This window comes from Paraburkholderia flava, assembly GCF_004359985.1.
Taxonomy (GTDB): Bacteria; Pseudomonadota; Gammaproteobacteria; order Burkholderiales; family Burkholderiaceae; genus Paraburkholderia; species Paraburkholderia flava.
On record NZ_SMRO01000003.1, the window covers coordinates 731,254 to 757,336 of the forward strand.

Sequence of the window (26,083 nt, forward strand, 5' to 3'; positions counted from 1 at the left end):
CCGTTGCCTGCGTTCCGGTCGTCGGCGGGACGCGCCGGTGGTGCGTCCCGCGAGTGATTCACGCCCTGGGGAGCACGTCGTGCAGGGCGTCATCGGCAGATCTACAACATGAAACAGAATATCCGCGTCATCGTCGCCGACGATCACAGCGTGATCCGTGTGTGCGTCGCCCATCTGCTCGCCGCGCAACCGCATATGTCGCTGGTCGGCACGGCCGCCGACGCGCCTTCGCTTGCGACGCTGTTCGAAGCGCGTCCGTGCGACGTGATCGTCGCCGATCTCGGCATGCCGGGCTTCGATGGCGAGAACAACGCCGTGACGATGCTCGGCCGGTTGATGCGGCATCCCGATTGCCCGCCGGTCGTGATTCTCACGATGCTGCGCCACCCGCCGATACTGAACGCGATGCTGGCGCTCGGTGCGACGGCGATCGTCGACAAGCGCGATACCGTCAACGCGCTCATTCACGCAATCGAGGCTGCTGCGCGGCGCAGGCGCTATCTGTCGCAGCATGTCGAACTGCGTACGCGCGGGTCGGCCGCATCGTCGCATGCCGGTCCGCTCAGTGTCCGCGAGTGGGACGTGTTCGGTTATTGCGCGCGCGGCTTCACGGTTGCGCAGATTGCCGACCGCCTCGGCCGCAGCACGAAGACGATCGGTGCGCAGAAGCGCAGCGTGCTGCGCAAGCTGGGCCTCGTGACCGATGCCGATCTGATCGATTACGCGCGGCAGATTGGTCTCGTGTAACGCGTCAACGCAGTTGGGAGCGTCGCGGATACGACGCGTGAATTGCTATCGCGTGGGCTTCCGATTACTTCTTGTAGACGGGGCGCGCGGGTTGGTCCGCGTGCGGTGGGCTAGCGGAGGTTGGAAGGTGACGCGGCGTGACCAGTGGGGGATCGAAGAGGTGGGGTGGCGGGCTTCTGCCGGGCCGGGTGATTCGCTTATGTGGCAAGCGTCGCGACCGCGCTATGCGTCGCCTACGCTCAGCCCGCCGCACGTTGCGCTCGATCCACTCGCCGTGGCCGCGCACGAATTGCGTACGCCGATGAGTGGCGTATCCGGTCTGCTCGATGTGCTGTCGCGAACGTCGCTCGACAGCGAACAGCGCGCGATGGTTCGCACGATGAGCGAAACGGCAGAGGCATTGCTTCGCGTGATCGACACGACGCTCGATCGTGCGAAGCGCGATGCTGCGGCTTCGGTTGTCTCGGCGCTGCCGTTGGATGCGCCGTTCGATCCGCGCGAACTGATCGACAGTGTGCTCGGCGTGGTGAGCGGTCTCGCGCATCGGAAAGGGCTGCGTGTGAGCGTCGATGTCGAGCCGGACGTTGCCGGGCGATTGATTGGCGACGGTGCGAGCTTGCGTCAACTGTTTTTCAATCTGATCGGCAACGCGAGCAGGTTTACCGAGGCCGGTTCGATCGACGTGCGCGTGTCGGTCGAAAGCGGCGATGCGGTGCGGCAGACGCTCGCGATTACGGTCAACGATACAGGGATCGGCATTGCGCCACATCGACAGTCCGATGTTTTTCGACCATTCGTGCAGGCGGATTCGTCGACGACGCGGCGCCACGGAGGCACCGGTCTCGGGCTTGCGATCTGCCGCGAACTCGCGCAACGGATCGGTGCGACGCTCGATCTGCGCAGCGAACCGGGCGTCGGAACCTGCGTGACGCTCCGCGCGACGATGGCGGTGTGCACGTTGCCCCGTGGCCTGCACGTCAAGAAGCAGCAATCGCCCGCGTTACCGCGCCGCGATCGCGCACTCGCTGGCGGTTCGCTCGTGCTGGTCGTCGACGATCATGCGGTCAATCGTATGCTGCTGCGTCATCGGCTTGCGTCGCTCGGTTTTGCGTGCGACGTCGTGAGCGACGGTATCGAGGCGCTCGCCGCGCTCGATCGCACGCGTTATGGATGCGTGATTTCAGATTGCATGATGCCTCGCCTGTCGGGCTACGAACTCGCAAAGCGTATCCGCGAACGCGAACACGAATGTTCCGACGCGGGAGAAACAAAGAGGATGCCGATCCTCGGCATCACAGCGAGCATCGATCAAGACGAACTGGCCGCGTGTCACACGGCAGGCATGGATGACTGCATCGTGAAGCCGGTCGATGTCGAACAGCTGCGTGCGTCGTTGAGCCGCTGGTTCGATGTGAGCGTCGACAATATCGAGATGCAGGACACACTCGACCTGACGCGACTGACCCAATCATGGGGCAGTCCATCGATCGTGAAAACGTTATTAGAGACCTTCGTTGCGGCAGTACGCGACGATATCCGCGCATTGCAGCCACTGCTCGATCGCCCCGACGTGCAGCGTCTGCTTGCATGGCATCACCGGATCGCGGGTGCGGCGAGCGTACTGCAACACGCGCCGCTGCTCGCGGCACTCGACATCTATCGCAGCAGCATCGAAACGAAGTCATCAAACCAGCTGCGTGCCGACGGTATCGCGCTGGCCGCACAATGCGACGCGATGCTCGACAGCATCGAAAGGCAAATCGCTCAGCTTAAGAAGTAGGCGCAAGGCGGCCTGGAAAAGAAGCAGCAACAACGCGCAGAAAATGCGGGAAAAAAAGCACGAAAAAAAACGCGGCCGAAGCCGCGTTCAAGCTTGGAGACATCCTTCGATGAAGGAGTCACTTCTCGCGACCTGAAGGGTAGCAGGGCACACGCAATCCATTGCATCCGAATCCTGCAATTGATTATTTGCAAATCGGCAGAGATCGTCCGATCGCGCCAAAGTGTTCGTAGCATTTCAATGTACGCGACTGTCATCGATTTGCCCTAGTATGTGTTCACACCGTGCGGGCAGTGACCTTCGCGGCGCGAGATGGTCGGTACCGTCTGGAGAAAAAAGATGAATGCGATTCGCAAGCTTAATCTGGCTGTCCTCGTGTGGGCGCTCGCGGCAGGTGCGGCCTTCGCCGATACTGTCGCGTTGAAAGCCGACCTCGAACCGTCGAGCGAAGTGCCGCCGCGCGTGAGTCACGGGCACGGGATGCTCAACGCATCGTTCGATACGTCGACGAAAACGCTGCAATGGAACGTCACGTACGAAGGGCTGTCCGGCCCCGCGACGATGGCGCATTTCCACGGACCGGCACCGGTCGGTCAGAACGCGAAGGTGCAGGTGCCGATCGAGAAGAGCGCGCTGCCCAGTCCGATCAAAGGCTCGGCGACGCTGACCGAACAGCAGGTGACGGATCTGATGGCCGGCCAGTGGTACTTCAACGTCCATACTGCGCAAAATCCGTCGGGCGAAATTCGCGGACAGGTGTTGCCGGCTAATTAATTCGGCACGTTAGCGTGGACCGCGAGGGCACCGCGTTTAGAGCGCGGCGTCGACCGGTGCCCGACGGAACGCACGTACCATGACGGATTCGCCGTTCAGGGAGTCCGTTCCGATGAGTTGGCAAAGCACCGTCGCCTGCTGGTTCATGCGCAGGAAATTTCGACCGCAGACGTTGCGGCCGACGATCAACGCGGAGCATGCCCGCGCGCTGACCGCGAAGCGCGCCTGGACGCCGCGTGTGCCGGCCGGCTGGACACTCCGCGAACAGTACGCACCCGATGACGCGCCGATGCTCGGCGAGTGGTTCGAGCGCGACGGTCCCGCCGCGCTCGCGCCCGCACCGGTGATTCTCTATCTGCACGGCGGCGGCTATTACTTCTGCTCGCCGCGCACGCATCGGACGATCGTTTTCGGCCTTGGAACGCGCACCGACGCGCGCGTTTTCTCGCTCGATTACCGGCTCGCGCCCGAACATCGTTTTCCGGCCGCACTCGACGATGCGCTCGCCGCGTACCGTCGGTTGCTCGCGGCGGGGACGCCGGCGGAATCGATCGTGATTGCAGGCGATTCGGCGGGCGGCGGTCTCGCACTCGCGACGCTCGTCGCGTTGCGCGATGCCGGCGACACGCTGCCGGCGGGCGCAATCCTCTTCTCTCCATGGACCGATCTGGCCGCGACCGGCGCGACGATCCGCACCAACGACGGTGCCGATCCGATGTTCTCCGGTCCCGCAATCGGTCGGGCGGCGAAGCTGTATCTCGGCGATACACCGTCGACGAATCCGTATGCGTCGCCGCTCTACGCCGATCTGAGCGATCTGCCGCCGCTCTTCATGCAGGCGGGTAGTACCGAAGTGCTGCTCGACGATTCGCGACGCGTCGCCGAGCGTGCGCGTGCGGCGAACGTGCCCGTCGAATTTGAGATCTGGCCGAAGATGCCGCACGTGTGGCAGATCTGGGGGCCGTTCATTCCCGAGGCCGGCCGTGCGCTCGATCGCGCGGCGGATTTCGTGCGGCAGGTCACGCGGGTGCGTGACGATCAGCCGTCGAGCGCGATGTCGATCGTCTGATACGCGGCCTGGACGGACTCGGTGCCGTACTGACGCTCCAGCTTGCGCACGGTGAAGTGGCCGTGCGCGACCTGCTGGAAGTGGTCGATGAAAACCGTGTTGACCATTGCGCCGAGCACGGCGCCGATCGCGGGAATCGATTTCGCCGCGACCTGTTCGCTGACCTGCACCGAGAAGCGCGCGGCGATCGTATTGACGAGCCGCAGCAACGCGGCCGAGCCGTGCGTCGCGAAACCCTTGCTCGCAATCTCCGACGATGCCTTCGACACCGCCTGTGCCAGCGCGCCGCGCGTGATGAAGTAGCCGAGTTCGGCATCGTCGTCGGCCTTCGACGCGGTGCCCATGCCGAGCACCGTCAGACACTGCAGCTGCGTTTCCACTGAAGACAGATCCTCGCCCTCGCTGCGCGCGATATCGCAGATCGAGCGGAACATCAGCGTCGTCGTGACCGGCAGTTCGACCGGCAGCGCAAACAGCCCGAATGCGCCGCCGGCTGCGCCGGTTGTCGCGACGGCGAACTTGTGCAGCAGGTTGCTCGGCTTGTCGGGGGCGGCGGGCACATCGGCCGGATTCGATCGCCCGAGCGTGCGCAGCGCGAGCTGCAGACATTTGCGCAGCGCAAGCTGCGTTGCGTCGCTGACCTTGTCGTGCGCGAAGGCCGGCATTTTGGTGATCAGCTTCTCGATCGGCGCGCCGACGATCCCCGCGAGTTTCATCGTCAGCGCGGGGCTTTCGAGTTCGTATTTCGCGCGACGCAGCGCCTTCAGATCGTCCGGCGACAGCACCGACGATACAAGCGGATTCGACTCCATGGACCTCCCGGTCATTGTTTTACGCGACGCGGCCCGGTGCACGAGCCGCCGACTGAGCCAGTTTAGAACGCAACGACGTGGTATGATTCCCAATCGTTTGACGCGTCAACTGTTGCACGATCAAAAATGCCCGTCCATACCGCCGCCCACCATTCGAGTGGGCAAGTCCTGCCGTTCCGGGAATCGCTGCTCGCGATGCTCGGCGTCTCCTTCGTCACGATGCTCGTCGCGCTCGATCAGACCGTCGTCGGCACCGCGCTGCCGACCATCGTCTCCGAGCTCAAGGGTTTCGAGCTGTACGCGTGGGTCGCAACCTCCTATCTGCTGACCTCGGTCATCACCGTGCCGATCTTCGGTCGCCTCGGCGACTATTACGGACGCAAGCCGTTCGTGATCGCGTCGATCGTTGTGTTCACCGGTGCGTCGGTGCTGTGCGGCGCCGCCAACAACATGCTGTTCCTCGTGCTCGCGCGCGGCCTTCAGGGGATCGGCGGCGGCATGCTGGTCGGCACCGCGTTCGCGTGCATTCCCGATCTGTTTCCCGATTCGGTCGTGCGTCTGCGCTGGCAGGTGCTGATGAGTTCGGCGTTCGGTATCGCGAACGCGGTAGGACCGTCGCTCGGCGGTTTTCTGACGCAGTACTACGGCTGGCGATCGGTGTTCTACGTGAATCTGCCGGTCGGTCTGCTGTCGCTGTTTTTCGTGTGGCGCTATCTGCCGCATCTTCGGCACGTCGCGCATGAAGGCAAGATGCGGCTCGACTGGCCCGGCGCGTTGTTGATCGCGATTGCGCTCGGCTGTCTGCAACTGTTCGTCGAAATGCTGCCGAAACACGGCGTCACGTTCGGCGCGGTCGCGCTGCTCGCGGTGAGCGTCGCGTCCGCGTATGGCTTGTGGCGTTGGGAAAAGCAGTTTCCGCAAGCGATCCTGCCCGTCGACATGTTCCGCAACCGCAGTCTGTCCGCGCTCTTCACGCTCGCGGTGCTCGGCGGCTTCACGATGTTCTCGCTGCTGTTCTACGCACCACTGCTGTTTCAGGGCGGCTTCGGGATGTCGCCGAAGGACGCGGGCATCGTCATCACGCCGCTCGTCGTGTTCATCACGATCGGCAGCATCGCGAACGGCCGGATCGTGTCGCGTGTGCGCAATCCGAATCTGATGCTGTACATCGGCTTCGTGCTCGTCGCGCTCGCGTGCTTCGGCACCGTCGTCACGAGCCGTTCGATGCCGCAGTGGATGCTGATGTCGTTCATGATCATGGCCGGCCTCGGGCTCGGCTTCGTGATGCCGAATCTGACCATCTTCGCGCAGCAGACCGCGGGCCGCGAACACCTCGGCATCGCGACGGCGCTGCTGCAGTCGCTGCGGATGATCGGCGGGATGATCGGCACCGCGTTGACCGGCACGCTCATCACGCACATGTACGCGAGCGGCGTGCGCGATGCGCTCGAACGCGATCACGCAACACAGTGGTCGAACGATCTCGGCGATCCGCAGATCCTGATCAATCATGAAGCGCAGCAGACGCTGCTCGGCCAGCTCGCACACGCCGGCCACAACGGCGCGATGCTACTCGAAGCGGCGCGCGAGGCGCTGGTCGGCGCGATTCATCTGGGGCTGGCGCTTGCCGCGCTGGTCGCGGTCGTATCGGTCTGGCAAAGCCGGCGCGTGCCGCCGATCAAACTTCACCGTCAGATCGAACCGACGGTTCACGTGGACTGATACAGATGGAAGAACAGGACCGCGTCGCCGTCGTGCAGCAGTTCGGTCGCACGTATCGTGCGTTCATGTCGGCGTTCGAACTGCATGTCGGCCATCCGATGCCGCGCTGGCGGATTCTGCTCGCGTTGCACGAGCAGCAGGGCGAGTCGTCGCAGAAGCGGCTCGTCGAGCGGCTGCGGATCGATCCGGGCGCGCTTACGCGTCAATTGAAGGCGCTCGAACAGATGGGCTGGATCGCGCGCAGCATGGATACGCGCGACAACCGGATCACCAACGTGAAGCTGACCGAGGTGGGTCGCTCGCTGACCGAAGCGAGCCTGCCGCGCCGCAATGCATTCCTGCACGACACGATGGCCGCGCTGCCCGACGATGCGCTTGCCGCGCTGTCGGGCGCGCTCGGCCTGCTCGAAGCACGCATCGGCGAGGTGGCTGCAACCGCACCGCAGCCCGCCGACGCGAGTTAAGCGATACGTTGAATCAGAAGAACGTTTCGATCACTTCCGTCACGCGATACTTCGAATCGACGACCAGCAGCTGACGCCACTTGTCGAACGTCAGGCACGGATGCGAGATGTCGAACGCGATCATGTCGCCGACTTTCAGATCCGCGCCTACCGGAATCCGCAGATACGCGTGCTGATCCATCAGCCCGAATATTTCCCAGCCTTCGTCCTTCGAGATATCGCGCGGCGTGTTATTGCCAGACCCGGTACCCGGACGATAGTGACGCGCCGGCTCGGGCAACCCGGCATCGAACGCCGAGTCGCGTTTGCCGAGGCCGATGATCGCGCGATCCGGCTCGGGAATCGACTGCACGTACGCCCATAGCTGCAGCGCGGGCAGCAACCCTTCGCCCATTTTTTTCGCGACCGGATTGCGCGCGAAGATGTCGGTCTGCGCTTTGCGATAGACGCCGACGTCATGCGTCAGATAGCAGCCCGGCCGCAGCACGATCTCGACGCGGCTTGCTTCGGTGGCTTTCGAGAACTCTTCCGCGACCACGTCGTACCACGCTGACCCGGCGCCCGACAAAATCGCCGGCGTACGCGCGAAACGACCCGCATCGGCGAGCGCGAGCGTGGTCTGCACGGCGCCGCGCAGAAACGCGCGCACTTCGTCTTCTTCCTTGAGCACACCTTCATACAGTTCGACGCCCGCGAGCTTCAGTGCATCGGGGTAACGCGCGATCGCGTCGAGCACCGCATCGCGCTGCGCGTCATCGCGTACCCCGGTGCGTCCGCCGGACACGCCGAGTTCGAGCAGCACCTGCAACTGCTTGCCGACCGAGTCGAAGAAACGACCCAACTGCTCGACACCGTCGACCGAATCCACCAGACAGAAGAACTCGAAATCGGGATCGCTCAGCAGCTCCGCGATCATCATCATGTTGCGGCGGCCGACCAGTTGATTCGCCATCAGCACGCGCGAAATGCCGCCGTGATACGCGGCGCGCACCTGATGCGCGGTTGCGAGCGTGATGCCCCACGCGCCGGTTTCGATCTGGCGGCGGAACAGTTGCGGCGCCATCGTCGTCTTGCCGTGCGGTGCGAGCTTCACACCGTATTCCGCGACGAACGCCTGCATCCATTTCAGGTTGTGTTCGACGCGATCGGCGTACAGCACGGCGGCCGGCAGGCTCACGTCTTCGTCGAGCAGATTCCATTCGAGGCGCGCGGCGTCGGTCAACTGGATGCTGGTGCCCGGAACGTTGCCGAGACCCTTGCTGTAGGCGTCGATCGTCGCGCCCTGATAGTTTGTAACTTTCATGTAATGCCGCTCCATCATCCAGTTAAATCGAATCGAAGTTGACTTTAATATGGTACAGAAAGTACGATGGCCTGCGAAATGTTATTTAGTACCACGGCCGTCGAACAGGACGAGCCAGGAAGACCTGACCCGCAGCCGGTCCACTCTATCCCCGCAAGATGAATTCCACCACCGAGCCGCTAGCTTTCGACATCGTCGCGCGGATTGCCGCCCGCGCGCCCGAGTTGCGCTCGGCGGAACGCAAGGTGGCGGCGCTGATTCTCGACGACCTGACGGCCGCATCGCGCGCGAGTATCGGCGCGCTCGCGCAGCAGGCCGACGTCAGCGTGGCGACGGTCACGCGGTTCGCGAAGGCGGTCGGATGCCGCGACGTGCGCGAACTGAAACTGCGTCTCGCACAGGCGGCTGCGGTCGGTCAGCGTTTTCTGAAAACCGGCGCCGCAGCGGATGCGCCGGAACCGCTCGTCACGCGTGTCTTCGACGAAGTGCAGACCGCGCTCGCACGGAATTACGAAGTGCTCTGTCACGCGCCGCTCGCGAACGCCGCTGCGGCGCTGCGCGACGCGCGGATGATCTACGTGTTCGGGATGGGCGGCGGGTCGACCGCGCTCGCCGACGAAATGCGCTTCCGGCTCGTGCGTCTCGGTCGTCCCGTCGCGACGTATCAGGACGGTCTGCTGCAGCGGATGGTCGCGAGCACCGTGTCGCAAGACTGCGTGGTGATCGCGCTGTCGGCGAGCGGACATGTGCCGGAGATTCTCGAAAGCTGCCGCATCGCGCGCAGCTACGGCGCGACGCTGATCGCACTGACCGCACCTGCATCGCCGCTCGCGAAACTCGCCGACTGGCTGATTCCGATCGTCGCGTACGAAACCGATTTCATCTACAAACCGTCATCGTCGCGCTACGCGATGATGATGGCGCTCGACGTGCTCGTCACCGAACTCGCCGTCAGTCTCGGCGACGAGAGCCGCGAACTGCTGCGCCGGATGAAGCATGCGCTCGACACGCATCGCGGCGGCGGCGATCGACAACCGATAGGAGACTGATCCATGCATTCGCATCCCGAAGCCGCCGATACGCTGATCGTCGGCGCCCAGCTGTACGACGGCACGGGCGCACCGCCGGTCGAGCGCGACATTGCGCTGCGCGACGGCCGCATCGCCGCGATCGGCAATCTGTCGAACTGGCTCGCCGAAGAAGTGATCGAGGCGAACGGCCGCGCGCTCGCGCCGGGCTTCATCGACGTGCACACGCACGACGACACGCACGTGATCCGCGCACCGCAGATGCTGCCGAAAATCTCGCAGGGCGTGACGACGGTGATCGTCGGCAACTGCGGGATCAGCGCGTCGCCGGTGTCGCTGAAAGGCGATCCGCCCGATCCGATGAACCTGCTCGGCGATCGCAGCGCGTTTGCTTATCCGACTTTCGCCGCGTATGTCGAAGCGGTGAATACGGCGCGTCCTGCGGTGAACGTCGGTGCGTTGATCGGCCACACTGCGCTGCGCAACAATCAGATGGACAGCCTCGATCGCGCGGCGACGCCGCATGAGATCGAAGGGATGCGCGCGCAACTCGAAGAAGCACTCGCGCACGGCGCGCTGGGCATGAGTTCAGGACTCGCGTATGGCTCCGCGTTTGCCGCGCCGACCGAAGAAGTGATGGCGCTCGCGGAACCGCTCGCCGCTGCAGGCGCGTTGTACACGACGCACATGCGCACCGAGTTCGAAGCGATTCTCGATGCGATGGACGAGGCATATCGCATCGGTCGTCATGCACGCGTGCCGGTCGTGATCTCGCATCTGAAATGCGCGGGGCCGTCGAACTGGGGACGCAGCGTCGAAGTGCTCGAATCGCTTGAGCGTGCGCGCAAGCTGCAACCGGTCGGCTGCGACTGCTATCCGTATGCACGCGGTTCGTCGACGCTCGATCTCAAGCAGGTGACCGGCGATATCGACATCACGATTACGTGGTCGGAGCCGCATCCCGAGGTGGCGGGCAAGCTCGTGAAGGACATCGCCGCGCAATGGGGCATCACACAGCAGGAAGCGGCGAAGCGTCTGCAGCCGGCCGGCGCGATCTATCACAACATGTCGGAGGACGACGTGCGGCGCATCCTGTCGCATCCCGCGACGATGATCGGCTCCGATGGCCTGCCGAACGATCCGATGCCGCATCCGCGGTTGTGGGGCGCGTTTCCGCGCGTACTCGGCCATTACGCACGCGACGCCGCGCTGATTCCACTCGAGGAAGCGGTGCGCAAGATGACGGGGCTGTCCGCGCGACGCTTCGGGCTCGCGCAACGCGGCGAAGTGCATATCGGCTATCACGCGGATCTCGTGCTGTTCGATCCGGCGCGCGTGCGCGATGCAGCGACGTTCGACAAGCCGCAGCAGCCCGCCGACGGCATCGACGCAGTGTGGGTAAACGGCGTGCTGTCGTATCGCGACGGCCAGCCGACCGGCGAACGTGCCGGACATTTCGTCGCGCGCGGGGCGCCTTCGAAGGGCGACGAACACGGCGCATTCTGAACACGATAAAGATCACAGCAACCGAAGCCGCGCACCGGGACCGTCCCGTGCGCGGCATCATGAACGTATGAACACAAGGAGCAAAACGATGAAGCGATATGGCGTAGAAGGCGGCAAGGGAACGGGCGGACAACACATGCCGTTTGCGCGCGCGGTTGAAGCGAACGGCTGGCTGTACGTGTCGGGACAGACGCCGATGGAAAACGGCGAGGTGATCAACGGCGGCATCGTCGAGCAGTCGCACAAGGCAATCCAGAACGTGTTCGCGATCCTGAAGGAAGCGGGCTACGGCGCGGAGCACGTCGTGCGCTGCGGCGTATGGCTCGACGATCCGCGCGACTTCGCGTCGTTCAACAAGGTGTTCCGCGAATACTTCGGCGAGAACCCGCCGGCGCGCGCGTGCGTGGTGTCGAGCATGGTGATCGACTGCAAGGTCGAGGTGGATTGCGTGGCGTACAAGGAGCCGGCCGGCGCGTGATGCGTCTGATCGAGCCGGGCCGGGACTGACCGGCCACCGCCATGAAAGAAAGGGCCGCTGACGCGGCCCTTTTTCTTTGTCTGGCGTATAAATTCCCAATATATGAGTCGACCACTCACATATTGGAGATTCCGAAAAAAGCACCCTACAATCCGGACCAACGAGCCCACCGCGACCGACCGGCCGCGGCAGAGGCCAAATAGCAAACCATCTTGGATGGGACCGCGACAGGCACTTAAGTGCCAACCGCAGTCGACACAGGAGACACCCGGCCATGCCGTTCATCTCGAGACAGGAAGCGCGCGTCCAGCCCGGCGAGCCTTCGCGCGCCGTGAATTCCGCGCCCGCACCGAAAGCCGTCGCCGACCACTCAGCCGATTCGATCGGTCTGCCGAGCACGCTGCTCGACGTCACGCCTCAACAGGCCGGCACGCAGACGCTGTTGCGCGGCCTCGCGATTCTCGAAGCCGCCGCAGCGGGTGTGCGCGATCTGCGCACGTTCGGCGCCGCGCTCGGCACGACGCGCAGCACCACGCATCGACTCGTCAGCAGCCTCGTCCAGGCGCGCTATCTGCGTCAGGTGCAGGGCGGTTATCTGCTCGGCCCGAAGCTGATCGAACTCGGCACGATCGCGCTCGAACAGATGCCGCTGACCGCAGTCGCGCGTCCGCATCTCGAATCGCTTGCGGAACAGACGCTCGACACGATCCACCTCGGCGTGCGCGACGGCGACGACGTGCTGTACATCGACAAGATCCCCGGCACACGCGGACTGGAAATGCGCTCGCGGGTCGGTCACCGGATGCCGCTCGCGTCGACGGGTATCGGCAAGGCGATGATGCTCGACCTCACGCCCGACACCTGGCAGGCCCTCTTCGATGCATCGCGCCGCGCGCTCGCGGGCGTGAGCTTCAAACCCGACAACCGCCCCGATGCGCCGACGTTCATGCAACGCATGACGAACTACTCGGCCGGCGGCTACACGTTCGATCTCGAGGAAAACGAAGCGTCGATCCGCTGCGTCGCGGCGCCGGTGCGCGACGCGTCGGGCTTGATCGTCGCGGCGGTGTCGGTGGCGAGCACGATTCCGTACATGCCGCACGAACGCATGGATGAACTGATTCAGGTCGTACAGCGCGAAGCGCGCGCGATTTCGGAAGAACTGGGCTGGCGTGCACCGCAGCCTGTTACGCGCAGGATCAAACGATGACCGTACCGGTTTCGACCGCTCCCGTACAAGAGGTAGCGGCACAGGGGAGCGCGGATGCAGCGCTGATCGCGCTCGACTGGGGCACGACGTCGCTGCGCGCATATCTGTTCGACGCGCACGGCAATGTGCTGGCGACGCGCGCATCGAGCGCGGGCATCATGAATCTGCCGCGCCCCGCGCATGAAGGCGGTTTCGATGCCGCGTTCGACGCAGTGTGCGGCGCATGGCTCGACCAGACGCCGGACGTGCCGGTGATCGCGGCCGGCATGGTCGGCAGCGCGCAGGGCTGGGTAGAGGCGCCGTACGTCGATGCGCCCGCCGATGCCGATGCGCTGGTCGCAGGCATCGTCCGCGTCGAGGCGGCGCGCGGCACGGTGCTGCACATCGTGCCCGGCGTGCTGGAGCGCGGCGATCTGCCGAACGTGATGCGCGGCGAAGAGACACAGATTTTCGGTGCACTGACCGGCGATGCGATGTCGGACGTGGCGCTGATCGGTCTGCCCGGTACGCACGCGAAGTGGGTCGTCGTGCAGCACGGCCGGATCGAGCGGTTTCATACGTTCATGACCGGCGAAGTGTTCGCGGCGCTGTCCGAACATACGATTCTCGGCCGCACGATGACGACGCCCGATCGTCCGGATGCCGAAGCGTTCCTGCGCGGCGTGAACGTCGTGCGGCAACGCGGTGCGGGCGGTCTGCTGGCAACGGTGTTCAGCACGCGCACGCTCGGTCTCACGGGGCAACTCGCTGGCGACCAGCAACCGGACTATCTGTCCGGCCTGTTGATCGGCCATGAAATCGCGGGCCTCGAAGCGGTGCTCGCGCAGCAGCAGACGTCGCTGGCCGGTCTGTCGCTGCGTCTGATCGGCAATGAAGCGTTGTGCGAGCGCTACCGCATCGCACTCGCGCAGTTCGGCTGCGACGACGCGACGCTCGTGAAGCACGCGACCGAACGCGGACTGTGGCGCATGGCGAGCGAAGCGGGCCTGGTCAAGGCGGCCGGCGGTGCGGCACACGCCGCGCGTGCACGCTGACGGCACCCGCGCGACGACGACATACAAGGAACCGACATGCAACCTCATATCAATCTGCCAGGACCGTACGAGCCGCACGCGGGTCTGATGGCCGCATTCAAAGCGTGTCCGCTGATCGCCATCCTGCGCGGCGTGACGCCCGCCGACGCAGCCGATCACGGACGTGCGCTGTACGAAGCAGGTTTCCGGATCGTCGAAGTGCCGCTGAATTCGCCGCAGCCGTTCGACAGCATCGCTGCGATCCGTCGCGCACTGCCGGCCGATGCGATCGTCGGTGCGGGCACCGTGCTGCATCCGGGCTTCGTGCACGACGTGAAGGCAGCAGGCGGCGAACTGATCGTGATGCCGCACAGCGATGCCGACGTGATCGCTGCCGCGAAATCGCAGGCGATGGCGTGCGCGCCCGGCGTCGCGACGCCGAACGAAGCGTTTCTCGCGCTGAAGGCCGGCGCCGACGTGCTGAAGATGTTTCCCGCCGAGCAGCTCGGCGCGCATGTCGTGAAGGCGTGGCGCGCGGTGATCGCCGCGCAGGTGCCGCTCGTGCCGGTCGGCGGAATCGCGCCGGACAACATGGGGCCGTTCCTGTCGGCAGGAGCGAATGGTTTCGGGCTGGGCTCGGCACTGTTCAAGCCGGGTCAGAGCGCAGCGACCACCGAAGCGCACGCGAAAGCATTCATCGACGGATTGCGCGTCGCGCAGTCCGCTCGCGCGGGAGCGAAGCAATGAATCGGCTGGCCGGCAAGGTCGCGTTGATCACCGGTGCAGGACGCGGCATCGGCGCGGCGATCGCGCACGCGTTCGCACGCGAAGGTGCGGCGGTCGTGCTGGCTGAACTCGATCTCGACACCGCGCAGACGACCGCGCAGGCCATCGTTGCACAACCGGGCGCACGTGCGCTCGCCGTGCAGACCGACGTGACGAAGTCGGCGTCGGTACAGCATGCCGTCAGCGAAGCCGAACGCGCGTTTGGCCCGCTCGACGTACTCGTCAATAACGCGGGCATCAACGTGTTCTGCGATCCGCTGACGATGACCGACGACGACTGGCGCCGCTGCTTCGCGGTCGATCTCGACGGCGTATGGAATGGTTGCCGCGCGGTGTTGCCCGGCATGGTCGAGCGCGGTGCCGGCAGCATCGTGAATATCGCGTCGACGCACGCGTTCAAGATCATTCCCGGATGCTTTCCGTATCCGGTCGCGAAGCACGGCGTGCTCGGCCTCACGCGCGCGCTCGGCATCGAGTACGCGCCGCGCAACGTGCGCGTCAACGCGATCGCGCCGGGCTATGTCGAAACGCAGTTGACGCACGACTGGTGGGGCGCGCAGGACGACCCGGCCGCTGCGCGGCAAGCGACGCTCGATCTGCAGCCGATGAAGCGCATCGGCCGGCCGGACGAAGTGGCGATGACCGCCGTGTTTCTCGCCTCCGACGAGGCGCCGTTCATCAACGCGAGCTGCATCACCGTCGACGGTGGGCGCTCGGCGCTGTACCACGACTGACGCGGCGGCCTGGAGCCGACGCGCAGCAGCAGGAAGCAGGAAAAGTGTGAACCGGCAGGCGCACGGGCCGCGTGTGCTGAACCGGTAAAAAGAAGACGCGGCCGATACCTTCCCGTTATCAATTAGTCAGGAGACACGCATCATGAAACGTAGAATTTTCCTCACGCTGGCAGCAGCGGCAACGGGGGTGCTCTTCAACGCACCGGTCGTGCAGGCAGCCGACCAGGTCAAGATCGGCTTCCTCGTGAAGCAGCCCGAAGAGCCGTGGTTCCAGGACGAGTGGAAGTTCGCCGAGATGGCCGCGAAGGAGAAGGGCTTCACGCTCGTGAAGATCGGCGCGCCGTCGGGTGAAAAGGTGATGAGCGCGATCGACAACCTCGCCGCGCAAAAGGCCCAGGGCTTCGTGATCTGCACGCCCGACGTCAAGCTCGGACCGGGCATCGTCGCGAAGGCGAAGGCCGACGGCCTGAAGATGATGACGGTCGACGACCGTCTCGTCGACGGCGCGGGCAAGCCGATCGAATCGGTGCCGCATATGGGCATTTCGGCGTACAACATCGGCAAGCAGGTCGGCGACGGTCTGGCTGCGGAAATCAAGAAGCGCGGCTGGGACATGAAGGACGTCGGCGCCATCGACGTGACCTACGAACAGCTGCCGACCGCGCACGATCGCACGAGCGGCGCGACCGATGCACTGGTCGCCGCCGGCTTCCCGAAGGCAAACGTGATCGCAGCACCGCAGGCGAAGACGGACACGGAAAACGCGTTCAACGCAGCTAACATCGCGCTGACGAAGAATCCGCAGTTCAAGCACTGGGTCGCTTATGCGCTGAACGACGAAGGCGTGCTTGGCGCCGTGCGCGCAGCGGAAGGTCGCGGCTTCAAGGCCGACAACATGATCGGTATCGGTATCGGCGGTTCGGACTCCGCGCTGAACGAGTTCAAGAAGCCGAACCCGACGGGCTTCTACGGCACCGTGATCATCAGCCCGAAGCGTCACGGCGAAGAAACGTCGACGCTGATGTACGACTGGATCACGCAAGGCAAGGAACCGCCGCTGCTGACGCTGACGACCGGCATGCTCGCGACGCGTGACAACGTTGGCGAAGTGCGTCAGAAGATGGGCCTCGCGTCGAAGTAAGCGGGCCGATGCAAGTGTGTGGCCGGAGCCGGCGCGTTAGCGCGCCTGTTCCGGTCGACAGATGCGCAATGAAGCAGGCCGCCGGCCGTGTCGCGTGAGTTCGCGCGGCGCTGCCGGCTGCACATGTGACGGTATGAGTGGCTGCATGTAGGGCTGCAATTGGAAGCAATGGAGGCGGAAGTGTCTGCGACGCTACGTTTTGACGATATCGGCAAGGTGTTTCCAGGCGTGCGTGCGCTGGACGGTGTGTCGTTCGACGTGCACGAAGGACAGGTGCACGGTTTGATGGGAGAAAACGGCGCCGGCAAGTCGACGCTGTTGAAGATTCTCGGCGGCGAATATCAGCCGGATTCGGGCCGCGTATTGATCGACGGCAACGAGGTGCGCTTTTCGAGCGCAGCGGCTTCGATCGGCGCCGGCATCGCGGTGATTCACCAGGAACTGCAGTACGTGCCGGACCTGACTGTTGCCGAAAATCTGCTGCTCGGCCAGTTGCCGAATTCGCTCGGCTGGGTCAACAAGCGCGAAGCGAAACGCTTCGTGCGCGAACGTCTCGCGGCGATGGGCGTCGCGCTCGATCCGGATGCGAAGCTGCGCAAGCTGTCGATTGCACAGCGGCAGATGGTCGAGATCTGCAAGGCGCTGCTGCGCAACGCGCGCGTGATCGCGCTCGACGAGCCGACCAGCTCGCTGTCGCACAGCGAAACCGAAGTGCTGTTCAAGCTCGTGCGCGACCTGCGCGCGGACAATCGCGCGCTGATCTACATCTCGCACCGGATGGACGAGATCTATCAACTGTGCGACGCCTGCACGATTTTCCGCGACGGCCGCAAGGTCGCGTCGCATCCGAGCCTCGAAGGCGTGAAGCGCGACACGATCGTCAGCGAGATGGTTGGTCGCGAGATTTCGGATATCTATAACTACACGCCGCGCGCGCTCGGTGAAGTGCGTTTCGCGGCGAAGGCGATCGAAGGTCACTCGCTCGCGGAGCCGGCAAGCTTCGAAGTGCGCAAAGGTGAGATCGTCGGGTTCTTCGGTCTGGTCGGCGCGGGGCGCAGCGAACTGATGCACCTCGTGTACGGCGCCGATCACAAGAAGGGCGGCGAAATTACGCTCGACGGCAAACCGATCCGGGTGCGCAGCGCCGGCGAGGCGATCCGTCACGGCATCGTACTGTGCCCGGAAGACCGCAAGGAAGAAGGCATCGTCGCGATGGCGAGCGTGTCGGAGAACATCAACATCAGCTGCCGCCGGCACTATCTGCGCGCGGGCATGTTCCTCGATCGCAAGAAGGAAGCCGAGACCGCGGACCGCTTCATCAAGCTGTTGAAGATCAAGACGCCGGGCCGTCGCCAGAAAATCCGCTTTCTCTCGGGCGGCAACCAGCAGAAGGCGATCCTGTCGCGCTGGCTCGCCGAGCCGAACCTGAAAGTGGTGATTCTCGACGAACCGACGCGCGGCATCGATGTCGGCGCGAAGCACGAGATCTATAACGTGATCTATCAGCTCGCGGAGCGCGGCTGCGCGATCGTGATGATCTCGTCGGAACTGCCGGAAGTGCTGGGCGTGTCGGACCGCATCGTCGTGATGCGGCAGGGTCGTATTTCCGGCGAGCTTGCGCGCGGCGCCGCGACCGAACAGACCGTGTTGAGCCTGGCACTGCCGGAAAGCTCGACCGCACCAGAAACCGCCCGGGCGGCCTGAATACGATAGTTACCCGTCGGGAACGGGAGGAGTAAAGACATGCAAGCCAGAGAAAACCTCGCGCAACAGGCCGCCAAGAGCGCAGCCGACGCGCTGATTCCGCAGAGCAACGACAAGCAGAAATGGTGGCAGCACGTCACCGAGTACAGCCTGATCGTGATCTTCATCGTGATGTTCGCGACGATGTCGCTGACCGTCGATCATTTCTTCTCGATCGAGAACATGCTTGGCCTCGCGCTGTCGATCTCGCAGATCGGCATGGTGTCGTGCACGATGATGTTCTGTCTCGCGTCGCGAGACTTCGATCTGTCGGTGGGCTCGATCGTCGCGTTCGCCGGCGTGCTGTGTGCGATGGTGTTGAACGCGACCGGCAATACGTTTATCGCGATCGTGGCGGCGGTTGCGGCCGGCTCGGCGATCGGCTTCGTCAACGGCGCGGTGATCGCGTACCTGCGCATCAACGCGCTGATCACGACGCTCGCCACGATGGAAATCGTTCGTGGCCTCGGTTTCATCGTGTCGCACGGTCAGGCGGTCGGTGTGTCGTCGGACACGTTCATCGCGCTCGGCGGTCTGTCGATGTTCGGCGTGTCGCTGCCGATCTGGGTCACGCTGCTGTGCTTCATCGTGTTCGGTGTGATGCTGAACCAGACCGTGTACGGCCGTAATACGCTGGCGATCGGCGGCAATCCGGAAGCTTCGCGGCTCGCGGGGATCAACGTCGAACGCACGCGTGTGTGGATCTTCCTGGTTCAGGGCGCGGTGACCGCGCTTGCCGGTGTGATTCTCGCGTCGCGCATCACGTCGGGTCAGCCGAACGCGGCAGAAGGCTTTGAACTGAACGTGATTTCCGCGTGCGTGCTGGGCGGCGTGTCGCTGCTCGGCGGTCGCGCGACGATCTCGGGCGTCGTGATCGGCGTGCTGATCATGGGCACCGTCGAGAACGTGATGAACCTGATGAACATCGACGCGTTCTATCAGTACCTCGTGCGCGGCGCGATCCTGCTTGCCGCCGTGCTGCTCGACCAGTTGAAGAACCGCGGCGCGCGCGACTGAGCGCAACCGATCCTACACGCTACCAAGGAACGAACGATGTCCTCACCGGCCAACGCCACCGTCCATCAGGCGGACAACCCGTACGCACGTTACCCAAGTCTCGTCGACCGCTCGGTGCTGATCACCGGTGGTGCGACCGGCATCGGCGAGTCGTTCGTCGAGCATTTCGCGGCGCAGGGCGCACGCGTCGCGTTCTTCGATATCGATGCGAGCGCGGGTGAAGCGCTCGCCGACAAGCTCGGCGATTCGCGTCACAAGCCGCTGTTCCTGCGTTGCGATCTGACCGACATCGACGCGCTGCGTAAAGCGATCGCCAACGTGAAGGCGGCGCACGGCCCGATCCAGGCGCTCGTCAACAACGCGGCCAACGATCGCCGTCACACGATCGCCGAAGTAACGCCCGAATCGTTCGACGCGGGCATCGCGGTGAACGTGCGTCACCAGTTCTTCGCGGCGCAGGCGGTGATGGAAGACATGAAGGCTGCGCGCAGCGGCTCGATCGTCAACCTCGGTTCGATCAGCTGGATGCTGAAGAACGGTGGCTATCCGGTGTACGTGATGTCGAAGTCAGCGGTGCAGGGGCTCACGCGCGGACTCGCGCGCGACCTCGGACCGTTCGGTATTCGCGTGAATACGCTGGTGCCGGGCTGGGTGATGACGGAGAAGCAGAAGCGTCTGTGGCTTGACGACGCGGGACGTCGCCAGATCAAGGAAGGCCAGTGCATCGACGAAGAACTGCTGCCCGCCGATCTCGCGCGGATGGCGCTGTTCCTCGCTTCCGACGATAGCCGGATGATCACCGCGCAGGACGTGATCGTCGATGGAGGCTGGGCGTGAGTGCTGCACCGGGCACGTCGCGCACGTTGCGTGCATCGCTTGCCGTCGACGCGAAGTGCGCGCTCGGCGAAGGCGCGACGTGGTGCGCGCGCAGCGGCCGCTTCTACTGGACCGACATCGAAGGCGCGCGGCTGTGGCGCTACGATCCGCGCGACGGCCGCAGCACCAGCTGGGCGATGCCCGAACGGCTCGCGACGTTTGCGCTGTGCGGCGACGAGCATCGGCTGCTGCTCGGTCTCGCATCGCGGCTCGCGTTCTTCGATCTGAACACGGGTGAAGTGCTGCAATCTATCGTCGACGTCGAGCCAGGTCTGAACACGCGTGTGAATGACGGTCGCTGTGATCGTCAGGGTCGCTTCGTGTTCGGCACGAAGGACGAAGCGTCGCCGGTGCAGGCGATCGGTGGCTTCTACCGGCTCGGTCACGACCTGTCTCTCGAACGGCTGCCGCTGCCGGCGCCTGCTATTTCGAACAGTATCGCGTTCAGCCCCGACGGCGCGACGATGTACTACTGCGATTCGCCGACCCGCGAGATCCGCACGTGCGATTACAGCGCGGATGGCCGCGTGTCGAACGATCGCGTGTTCACGCGTCTGACCGATGCGACCGGCGAGCCCGACGGTTCGACGATCGATCGCGACGGCGGCTTGTGGAACGCGCAATGGGGCGGCGCGCGCGTCGTTCGCTACGACGCAGCAGGTAACGAAACCGAACGCGTGATCGTGCCGACGACACAACCGAGCTGCGTCGCGTTCGGCGGCGCGCAACTCGGCACGCTGTACACGACGAGTGCGCGTGTCGGTCTCGACGCGGCGGCGCTCGCCGACGATCCGTTCGCGGGCGGTGTGTTCATCGCGACGCCTGCACGGCGTGGCTTGCCGGAACCGGTTTTTCTCGGGCGCCCACGTCGCTGAGTGTTTGAGTCGCTGAATCGCCGAGTTTTTGAATCTGCACGACGCAGTTCGCAGCATGCACTACAGACCTGAAGAGGCGGCGCCGTGTGCGAGCCGCCCTCAGCAGCCGTCACCGATGGCTGCGGTGTCCACGCCTCTCGATGGAGCCTGACATGACTGTCGCGAATTCTGCTTCTTCATCTGCTACGTCCGCATCGAACCGGCTGCGTCGCGCGCGGCTTGCCGCTGCGGCATCGCAACCGGTGTTGCCTGGGCCGAGCACGTCGGCGGTCGCGATCGGTGCCGGCGTGACCGGCGACGTCGCATGCGTCACGCTGGCCAACGCGCATCTGCGTCTGGACGTCGCGCCGATGCTCGGCGGCGGCATTACGCGCTTCGACTGGCGCAGCGACGGACAGCACGTGCCGATCTTCCGGCCCTGCCGTCACGTCGCCGCCGATACCGATCCGAACGAACTCGCGTGCTACCCGCTGCTGCCGTTTTCTAACCGCATCGGCGGCGGAAGCTTCAGCGTCGGCGGACGGACGATCGACGTGCCGCGCAATCGCGCCGCCGAACCGTTGCCGATTCATGGCGACGGCTGGCTCGCGAAATGGGATGTCGCCGAGGCGAGCGCCGAACGTGTGCGGCTCACGCTCGATCGCAGTGCTGGCAAACCGTACGCGTATCGCGCGCAGCAAACCTGCACGCTCGAAGGCTCGACGCTGACCATTGCGCTGGAGATCGAGAACGTCGGTCGCGACACGCTGCCGTTCGGACTCGGCGTGCATCCGTTTCTGGTCCGCGACGACGACACAGTGCTGGCTGCATCCGCCGCAGGACTATGGCTCTCCGGCGACGACTGGCTGCCGGTTCGACACGTGCCGGCGCCGCCCGCGTGGCAGTTCGGCGTCGCGTATCCGCTGCCCGGCGCGATCGTCAATCATGCGTTCACCGGCTGGAGCGGCCAGGCGACGGTCGCATGGCCGAAACGCCGCCTGTCGCTGACGGTCGCGGCGAACACCGATTACTACGTGCTGTACGCGCCGCCCGGCGAACCGTTCTTCTGCTTCGAGCCGGTCGATCATCCGATCAACGCGGCGAATCTGCCCGGCGGCGCAGCCGAGCACGGGATGACGATGCTCGCGCGCGGCGCACGGCTTGCACGCGAATTCCGCTTTACGGTTGAGCGCACCGGCTTGCGCGAGATGGCCGGCGCCCGACCGAAACGTCGCGCGTTCGCTGGAGACTGAGCGGGACTGACGGGCTCCACGGACACCGGCACGCGGCCGGGTAAAATAGAGCCCTCTTCCGTTATCGGCTCGTCGCGAGCTTGCTCATGTCCTCTTTCAACCAGACGCTCAACGACGCGTGGCAGCGCACGAATTCGCTGCTGTGCGTCGGCCTCGATCCCGACCCTGCAAAATTCCCCGGCGCATTGGCCAACCGGCCCGACGCGATTTTCGATTTCTGCCGCGCGATCGTCGATGCGACCGCACCGTACGCGTCGTCGTTCAAGCCGCAGATCGCGTACTTCGCCGCACATCGCGCGGAGGACCAGCTCGAACAGTTGATCGCCCACATCCACGTCGCGCATCCGGGTCTACCGGTGATTCTCGATGCGAAGCGCGGCGACATCGGCAGCACCGCCGAGCAGTACGCGATCGAAGCGTTCGAGCGCTATCGTGCCGACGCGGTGACCGTGAATCCGTACATGGGCTTCGATTCGATCGAGCCGTATCTCGAGCACAAGGGCAAGGGCGTGATCGTGTTGTGCCGCACGTCGAACGCGGGCGGCTCGGATCTGCAGTTTCTCGATACGGCCGGACGTCCGCTGTATCAGGTGGTCGCGCAGCTTGCCGCGCAGAAGTGGAATGCGAGCGGTGAGCTGGCGCTGGTCGTCGGTGCGACGTTTCCGAAAGAGATCGAGGTGGTGCGCGGGATCGTCGGCGATATGCCGCTGCTGATTCCCGGCATCGGTGCGCAGGGCGGCGACGTCGAAGCGACGGTGCGGGCTGGTCGCACGGCCAACGGCACCGGGATGTTGATCAACTCGTCGCGCGCGATCATCTACGCGGGCAAGGGCGACGACTTCGCGCAGGTTGCTGCGGCTGCGGCGAAGCAGACGCGCGATACGATTAACGCGTCGCGTTGATCGGCTGGCACATCGCGCGTCTTGAGTGTCTCAAGCGCGCGGTGCTGCGGGCCCTAGCCGCGCGATCAACTCGCGATGCTCGGGCCACTGATCCTGCAACGCACGCGCATCGGCGAGTTCGAACTCGCTGAATTCGAAACCCGGCGCGACCGTGCAACCAACGAGCGCAAAGCTCGCCGGATCCTCGCATTCCGCAGCGAACCACAAGCCTGCGGGCACCACTGCCTGGAACACCGTACCCGGATGCGCGAGCGCATCGCCGAGACGATGCGTGACGAGACGGCCTGCGTCGTCGAGTACGTGCACGTCGAGCGGCGAGCCCGCGTAGAAATGCCAGACCTCGTCCGAGCGGATCCGATGCCACGACGAATGCGCGCCGTCGCACAGCAGGTAGTAGATCGCCGTCGATGCTGAGCGCGGTTCAGCGGTGCCGTCGCGATGAACCGTCGCCGCAGCGCGATAAGTCTCTCGGAAGAAGCCGCCTTCCGGATGCGGCTGCAGATCGAAACGCTGGATCAGCGTCGCTTGGTCGAGGGCAGCGTTTTGCATCGGTGAGTGCTCGATGGTGGTCTGCGATGGCGCGGCGCGCGAGGCGCCGTGGACGGAACAGCGACGTGAATCAGCGCTCCTGCTCGTCGAGCAGCGCGAGTACGCCGCGCAGCGCATGCGCGGCGGCCTGTGCGCGAATCTGTTTTCGATCGCCCTTGAACACGACGGTTTCGACGGCGGTGTGCAGCCGGTTGCTCCAGCCGAACGACACCATGCCGACCGGCTTCGTTTCGGTGCCGCCGCCAGGGCCGGCGACGCCGGTGATCGACAGCGCGACCTGCGCGCGGCTGTTGCGCAGCGCGCCTTCGACCATCGCACGCGCGACCGGCTCGCTGACTGCACCGTGCCGGTCGATCATCTCGGCCGGCACGCCGATCATCTCGCTCTTCGCCTGGTTCGAATACGTGACGAAGCCGCGTTCGAACCAGCCGCTGCTGCCGGAGATGTCGGTCATCGCGGTGGCGACCATCCCGCCGGTGCAGGACTCGGCAGTAGCAAGCATCAATCGCTCGTCGCGCAGACGGTTGCCGACGCGGATGGCCAACTGGTGAACGACGGAATCGGTAGACATGCGGAAATCCGGTATCGGGTGTCGGTCAGACCGACATACGCCACAGCGCGATGACGAGCAGCGTGAAGAATGCAGCGACAAGATCGTCGAACATGATGCCAAAGCCACCTTTCAGCCGGCGATCGAAATAGCGGATCGGCGGCGGCTTCACCATGTCGAAGAAGCGGAACACGATGAACGCCCACAGCTGGCCGGTGACGGTGACCGGCGTGACCATCAGTAGAACGAGCCAGAACGCAACGATTTCATCCCACACGACCGGCGACGGATCGTCGGTGCCGAGCCGCTTCGCGGTGAAACTGGTGATGCCGATGCCGGCAAAAAAACCGACGACGATCAGCACGCCCCATTCGATCACCGTCAGATAGTGGCTGAATGCCGCGAACGATGCCCACGCGAACAGCGTGCCGATGGTGCCGGGCGCGATCGGCGACAGGCCACTGCCGAATCCGAGCGACAGGATGTGCAGCGGATGCGACAGCATGAAGCGCGAGGTCGCGCGACGCGGCGGCGGACGATCGCCAGGGCTTGGGTCTGTCGGAGCGGGACGGCCAGTCAGATCGTCGGCGGTGCCGAGCGAGGGGTCAGTCTGCATGAAAGTGGTCGAAGCCTTGCAACGTCAGGGTGAGCGGCGCGCCGTCCGCGTCGCGCCACGCGATCGCCGGAGAGGCCGCCGTTTGAAGAGCGTTTATTGTACCGATGCGCGTGACCGGCAGGCGCGCCGCGCGCGCTGCTTGTTCGATCGCTGAGCGCGCGGTGGTCGATGCAGTGAAGCACAGCTCGTAGTCGTCGCCGCCGGCGAGCGTGCAGCGTCGTTGCACGTCGAGCGGCAGGCGTCGTAGTGCATCCGAACGCGGCACCGCGTCCGCATCGATCGTCGCGCTAACCTTCGAGCGTTCGAGGATGTGCAGCAGGTCGCCCGCGAGTCCATCGGACAGATCGAGCGCCGCGTGCGCGATGCCGCGCAACGCGAGGCCCAGTTCGATGCGCGGCTCCGGACGTTCCAGCGCGCGGCGGAACATGGCCGCATCGGCTGCGTTCGATTGCCATTCGTCGCGCAACACGCCGAGTCCCGCGCGCGCATCGCCGAGCGTGCCGGAGATCCACACGTCGTCGCCGGGCTGCGCGGCGTCGCGTCTTAGTGCCTGCTGCGGCGGCACGGCACCGAACACCGTCAGACACAGGTTCAACGGTCCCGCTGTCGTATCGCCGCCGACGAGCGGGCAAGCGAAGCGCTCCGCAAGTTCGAACAGGCCGTTGCTGAATGCTTCGAGCCACGCGGCGTCCGCACGCGGCAACGAGAACGCGAGCGTGAACGCGAGCGGTCGTGCGCCCATCGCGGCGAGGTCGGACAGATTGACGGCCAGCGCCTTGTGACCGAGCGCATGCGGATCGACATCCGCAAGGAAATGGCGGCCTTCGACCAGCATGTCCGTCGAAATGGCGAGCATCTCGCCAGCCGGCGGCGCGATCAGCGCGCAGTCGTCGCCGATGCCGAGCGGTACCTCCGGCCGAGCGGGAGCCGCCGCCGCTCGGCGGGCAAAGAAGCGGTCGATCAACGAGAACTCGGACAGCATGACGGTGAGCGGTGGCCTGAAAGCGATCGGAAAATGCAGCTAAAAGTGGGCATCGTGATTTCAACGATGAGGCAGACAACGTTTTGTACCGTCTTTTCGCCAGGCTCGCCTGCGCTGTTTCGGGTGCGGCAGTTGTACCCTTTCTGAAGGGATCGGGCCTGGGATTGGCGCTAC

Annotated in this window: 26 protein-coding genes; 20 read left to right on the forward strand and 6 right to left on the reverse strand. The window is 64.8% G+C overall.

The features are described 5' to 3' along the window. Positions 1-108: 108 nt before the first annotated feature. The 4 genes from E1748_RS25800 (at position 109) to E1748_RS25815 (ending at position 4,370) form a co-directional block, all read left to right on the forward strand. The gene (locus E1748_RS25800; RefSeq protein ID WP_133650096.1) at positions 109-747 is read left to right on the forward strand and encodes a response regulator; all 639 of its coding nucleotides are present in this window, start codon (positions 109-111) and stop codon (positions 745-747) included. Between the two features lie 199 nt (positions 748-946). Next, positions 947-2,527, forward strand: a complete 1,581-nt coding sequence (locus E1748_RS25805) for an ATP-binding protein (protein ID WP_133650097.1) — start codon at positions 947-949, stop codon at positions 2,525-2,527. A gap of 339 nt (positions 2,528-2,866) precedes the next feature. Next, on the forward strand, positions 2,867-3,301 hold the full coding sequence (locus E1748_RS25810; protein WP_133650098.1) for a CHRD domain-containing protein: 435 nt from the start codon (positions 2,867-2,869) through the stop codon (positions 3,299-3,301). Between the two features lie 112 nt (positions 3,302-3,413). After that, the gene (locus E1748_RS25815) at positions 3,414-4,370 is read left to right on the forward strand and encodes an alpha/beta hydrolase (protein WP_133650099.1); all 957 of its coding nucleotides are present in this window, start codon (positions 3,414-3,416) and stop codon (positions 4,368-4,370) included. Here the strand turns inward: E1748_RS25815 and E1748_RS25820 are convergent. Continuing rightward, the gene (locus E1748_RS25820) at positions 4,340-5,182 is read right to left on the reverse strand and encodes an EcsC family protein (protein WP_133650100.1); all 843 of its coding nucleotides are present in this window, start codon (positions 5,180-5,182) and stop codon (positions 4,340-4,342) included. The two genes, E1748_RS25815 and E1748_RS25820, sit on opposite strands and share 31 nt — an antisense overlap. Positions 5,183-5,308: 126 nt before the next feature. On the opposite strand from E1748_RS25820, the gene E1748_RS25825 reads away from it, so the two are divergent. Next, positions 5,309-6,904, forward strand: coding sequence for an MDR family MFS transporter (locus E1748_RS25825; protein WP_133650101.1), 1,596 nt, complete (start codon positions 5,309-5,311; stop codon positions 6,902-6,904). A gap of 5 nt (positions 6,905-6,909) precedes the next feature. After that, the gene (locus E1748_RS25830; RefSeq protein WP_133650102.1) at positions 6,910-7,368 is read left to right on the forward strand and encodes a MarR family transcriptional regulator; all 459 of its coding nucleotides are present in this window, start codon (positions 6,910-6,912) and stop codon (positions 7,366-7,368) included. 13 nt (positions 7,369-7,381) lie between these two features. Here the strand turns inward: E1748_RS25830 and E1748_RS25835 are convergent, their stop codons facing one another. Beyond that, positions 7,382-8,671: an amino acid deaminase gene (locus E1748_RS25835; protein WP_133650103.1), complete on the reverse strand. Its 1,290-nt coding sequence runs from the start codon at positions 8,669-8,671 to the stop codon at positions 7,382-7,384. 158 nt (positions 8,672-8,829) lie between these two features. Between E1748_RS25835 and E1748_RS25840 the strand changes: the two genes are divergently transcribed. From E1748_RS25840 to pyrF, 14 genes are all read left to right on the forward strand, one after another. Further along, complete coding sequence (locus E1748_RS25840) at positions 8,830-9,720, forward strand: MurR/RpiR family transcriptional regulator (protein WP_133650104.1); 891 nt, start codon at positions 8,830-8,832, stop codon at positions 9,718-9,720. Positions 9,721-9,723: 3 nt separating this feature from the next. After that, positions 9,724-11,205, forward strand: a complete 1,482-nt coding sequence (locus E1748_RS25845) for an N-acyl-D-amino-acid deacylase family protein (RefSeq protein WP_133650105.1) — start codon at positions 9,724-9,726, stop codon at positions 11,203-11,205. Positions 11,206-11,293: 88 nt separating this feature from the next. Further along, entirely contained in the window at positions 11,294-11,683 is a 390-nt protein-coding gene (locus tag E1748_RS25850; RefSeq protein WP_133650106.1) for a RidA family protein, read from the forward strand. Between the two features lie 274 nt (positions 11,684-11,957). After that, complete coding sequence (locus E1748_RS25855) at positions 11,958-12,893, forward strand: IclR family transcriptional regulator (RefSeq protein ID WP_133650107.1); 936 nt, start codon at positions 11,958-11,960, stop codon at positions 12,891-12,893. Continuing rightward, positions 12,890-13,927 carry a 2-dehydro-3-deoxygalactonokinase gene (locus E1748_RS25860; RefSeq protein ID WP_133650108.1) on the forward strand — a complete coding sequence of 346 codons (1,038 nt, stop codon included), beginning with the start codon at positions 12,890-12,892 and terminating at the stop codon, positions 13,925-13,927. Before E1748_RS25855 ends, E1748_RS25860 begins: the two co-directional genes overlap by 4 nt. A 36-nt stretch (positions 13,928-13,963) precedes the next feature. Continuing rightward, positions 13,964-14,653 carry a 2-dehydro-3-deoxy-6-phosphogalactonate aldolase gene (locus E1748_RS25865; RefSeq protein ID WP_133650109.1) on the forward strand — a complete coding sequence of 230 codons (690 nt, stop codon included), beginning with the start codon at positions 13,964-13,966 and terminating at the stop codon, positions 14,651-14,653. Beyond that, positions 14,650-15,426, forward strand: a complete 777-nt coding sequence (locus E1748_RS25870; RefSeq protein ID WP_133650110.1) for an SDR family oxidoreductase — start codon at positions 14,650-14,652, stop codon at positions 15,424-15,426. The genes E1748_RS25865 and E1748_RS25870 overlap by 4 nt, the downstream gene beginning before the upstream one ends. A 142-nt stretch (positions 15,427-15,568) precedes the next feature. After that, positions 15,569-16,567: an arabinose ABC transporter substrate-binding protein gene (locus E1748_RS25875; protein WP_133650111.1), complete on the forward strand. Its 999-nt coding sequence runs from the start codon at positions 15,569-15,571 to the stop codon at positions 16,565-16,567. A 180-nt stretch (positions 16,568-16,747) separates the two neighbouring features. Then, positions 16,748-18,271, forward strand: a complete 1,524-nt coding sequence (gene araG / locus E1748_RS25880; protein WP_133650112.1) for an L-arabinose ABC transporter ATP-binding protein AraG — start codon at positions 16,748-16,750, stop codon at positions 18,269-18,271. 39 nt (positions 18,272-18,310) lie between these two features. Next, on the forward strand, positions 18,311-19,327 hold the full coding sequence (gene araH, locus E1748_RS25885) for an L-arabinose ABC transporter permease AraH (RefSeq protein WP_133650113.1): 1,017 nt from the start codon (positions 18,311-18,313) through the stop codon (positions 19,325-19,327). A 36-nt stretch (positions 19,328-19,363) separates the two neighbouring features. Then, positions 19,364-20,164, forward strand: coding sequence for an SDR family NAD(P)-dependent oxidoreductase (locus E1748_RS25890; RefSeq protein ID WP_133650114.1), 801 nt, complete (start codon positions 19,364-19,366; stop codon positions 20,162-20,164). After that, positions 20,161-21,078, forward strand: a complete 918-nt coding sequence (locus E1748_RS25895; protein ID WP_420819352.1) for an SMP-30/gluconolactonase/LRE family protein — start codon at positions 20,161-20,163, stop codon at positions 21,076-21,078. Before E1748_RS25890 ends, E1748_RS25895 begins: the two co-directional genes overlap by 4 nt. Before the next feature lie 152 nt (positions 21,079-21,230). Beyond that, complete coding sequence (locus E1748_RS25900; RefSeq protein WP_133650116.1) at positions 21,231-22,310, forward strand: aldose 1-epimerase; 1,080 nt, start codon at positions 21,231-21,233, stop codon at positions 22,308-22,310. 86 nt (positions 22,311-22,396) lie between these two features. Continuing rightward, positions 22,397-23,212, forward strand: a complete 816-nt coding sequence (gene pyrF, locus E1748_RS25905) for an orotidine-5'-phosphate decarboxylase (protein WP_133650117.1) — start codon at positions 22,397-22,399, stop codon at positions 23,210-23,212. A 30-nt stretch (positions 23,213-23,242) separates the two neighbouring features. On the opposite strand, the gene E1748_RS25910 is transcribed toward pyrF, so the two are convergent. The 4 genes from E1748_RS25910 to thiL all read right to left on the reverse strand — a co-directional run bounded on the left by E1748_RS25910 (position 23,243) and on the right by thiL (position 25,909). After that, on the reverse strand, positions 23,243-23,761 hold the full coding sequence (locus tag E1748_RS25910; RefSeq protein WP_133650118.1) for a cupin domain-containing protein: 519 nt from the start codon (positions 23,759-23,761) through the stop codon (positions 23,243-23,245). 70 nt (positions 23,762-23,831) lie between these two features. Beyond that, positions 23,832-24,332, reverse strand: coding sequence for a CinA family protein (locus tag E1748_RS25915; protein WP_133650119.1), 501 nt, complete (start codon positions 24,330-24,332; stop codon positions 23,832-23,834). Positions 24,333-24,357: 25 nt separating this feature from the next. Continuing rightward, positions 24,358-24,927 (reverse strand): phosphatidylglycerophosphatase A family protein, encoded by a 570-nt coding sequence (locus tag E1748_RS25920; RefSeq protein ID WP_205965297.1) that lies wholly within the window; start codon positions 24,925-24,927, stop codon positions 24,358-24,360. Then, positions 24,917-25,909, reverse strand: a complete 993-nt coding sequence (gene thiL / locus E1748_RS25925; protein WP_133650120.1) for a thiamine-phosphate kinase — start codon at positions 25,907-25,909, stop codon at positions 24,917-24,919. Before thiL ends, E1748_RS25920 begins: the two co-directional genes overlap by 11 nt. Positions 25,910-26,083 lie beyond the last annotated feature (174 nt).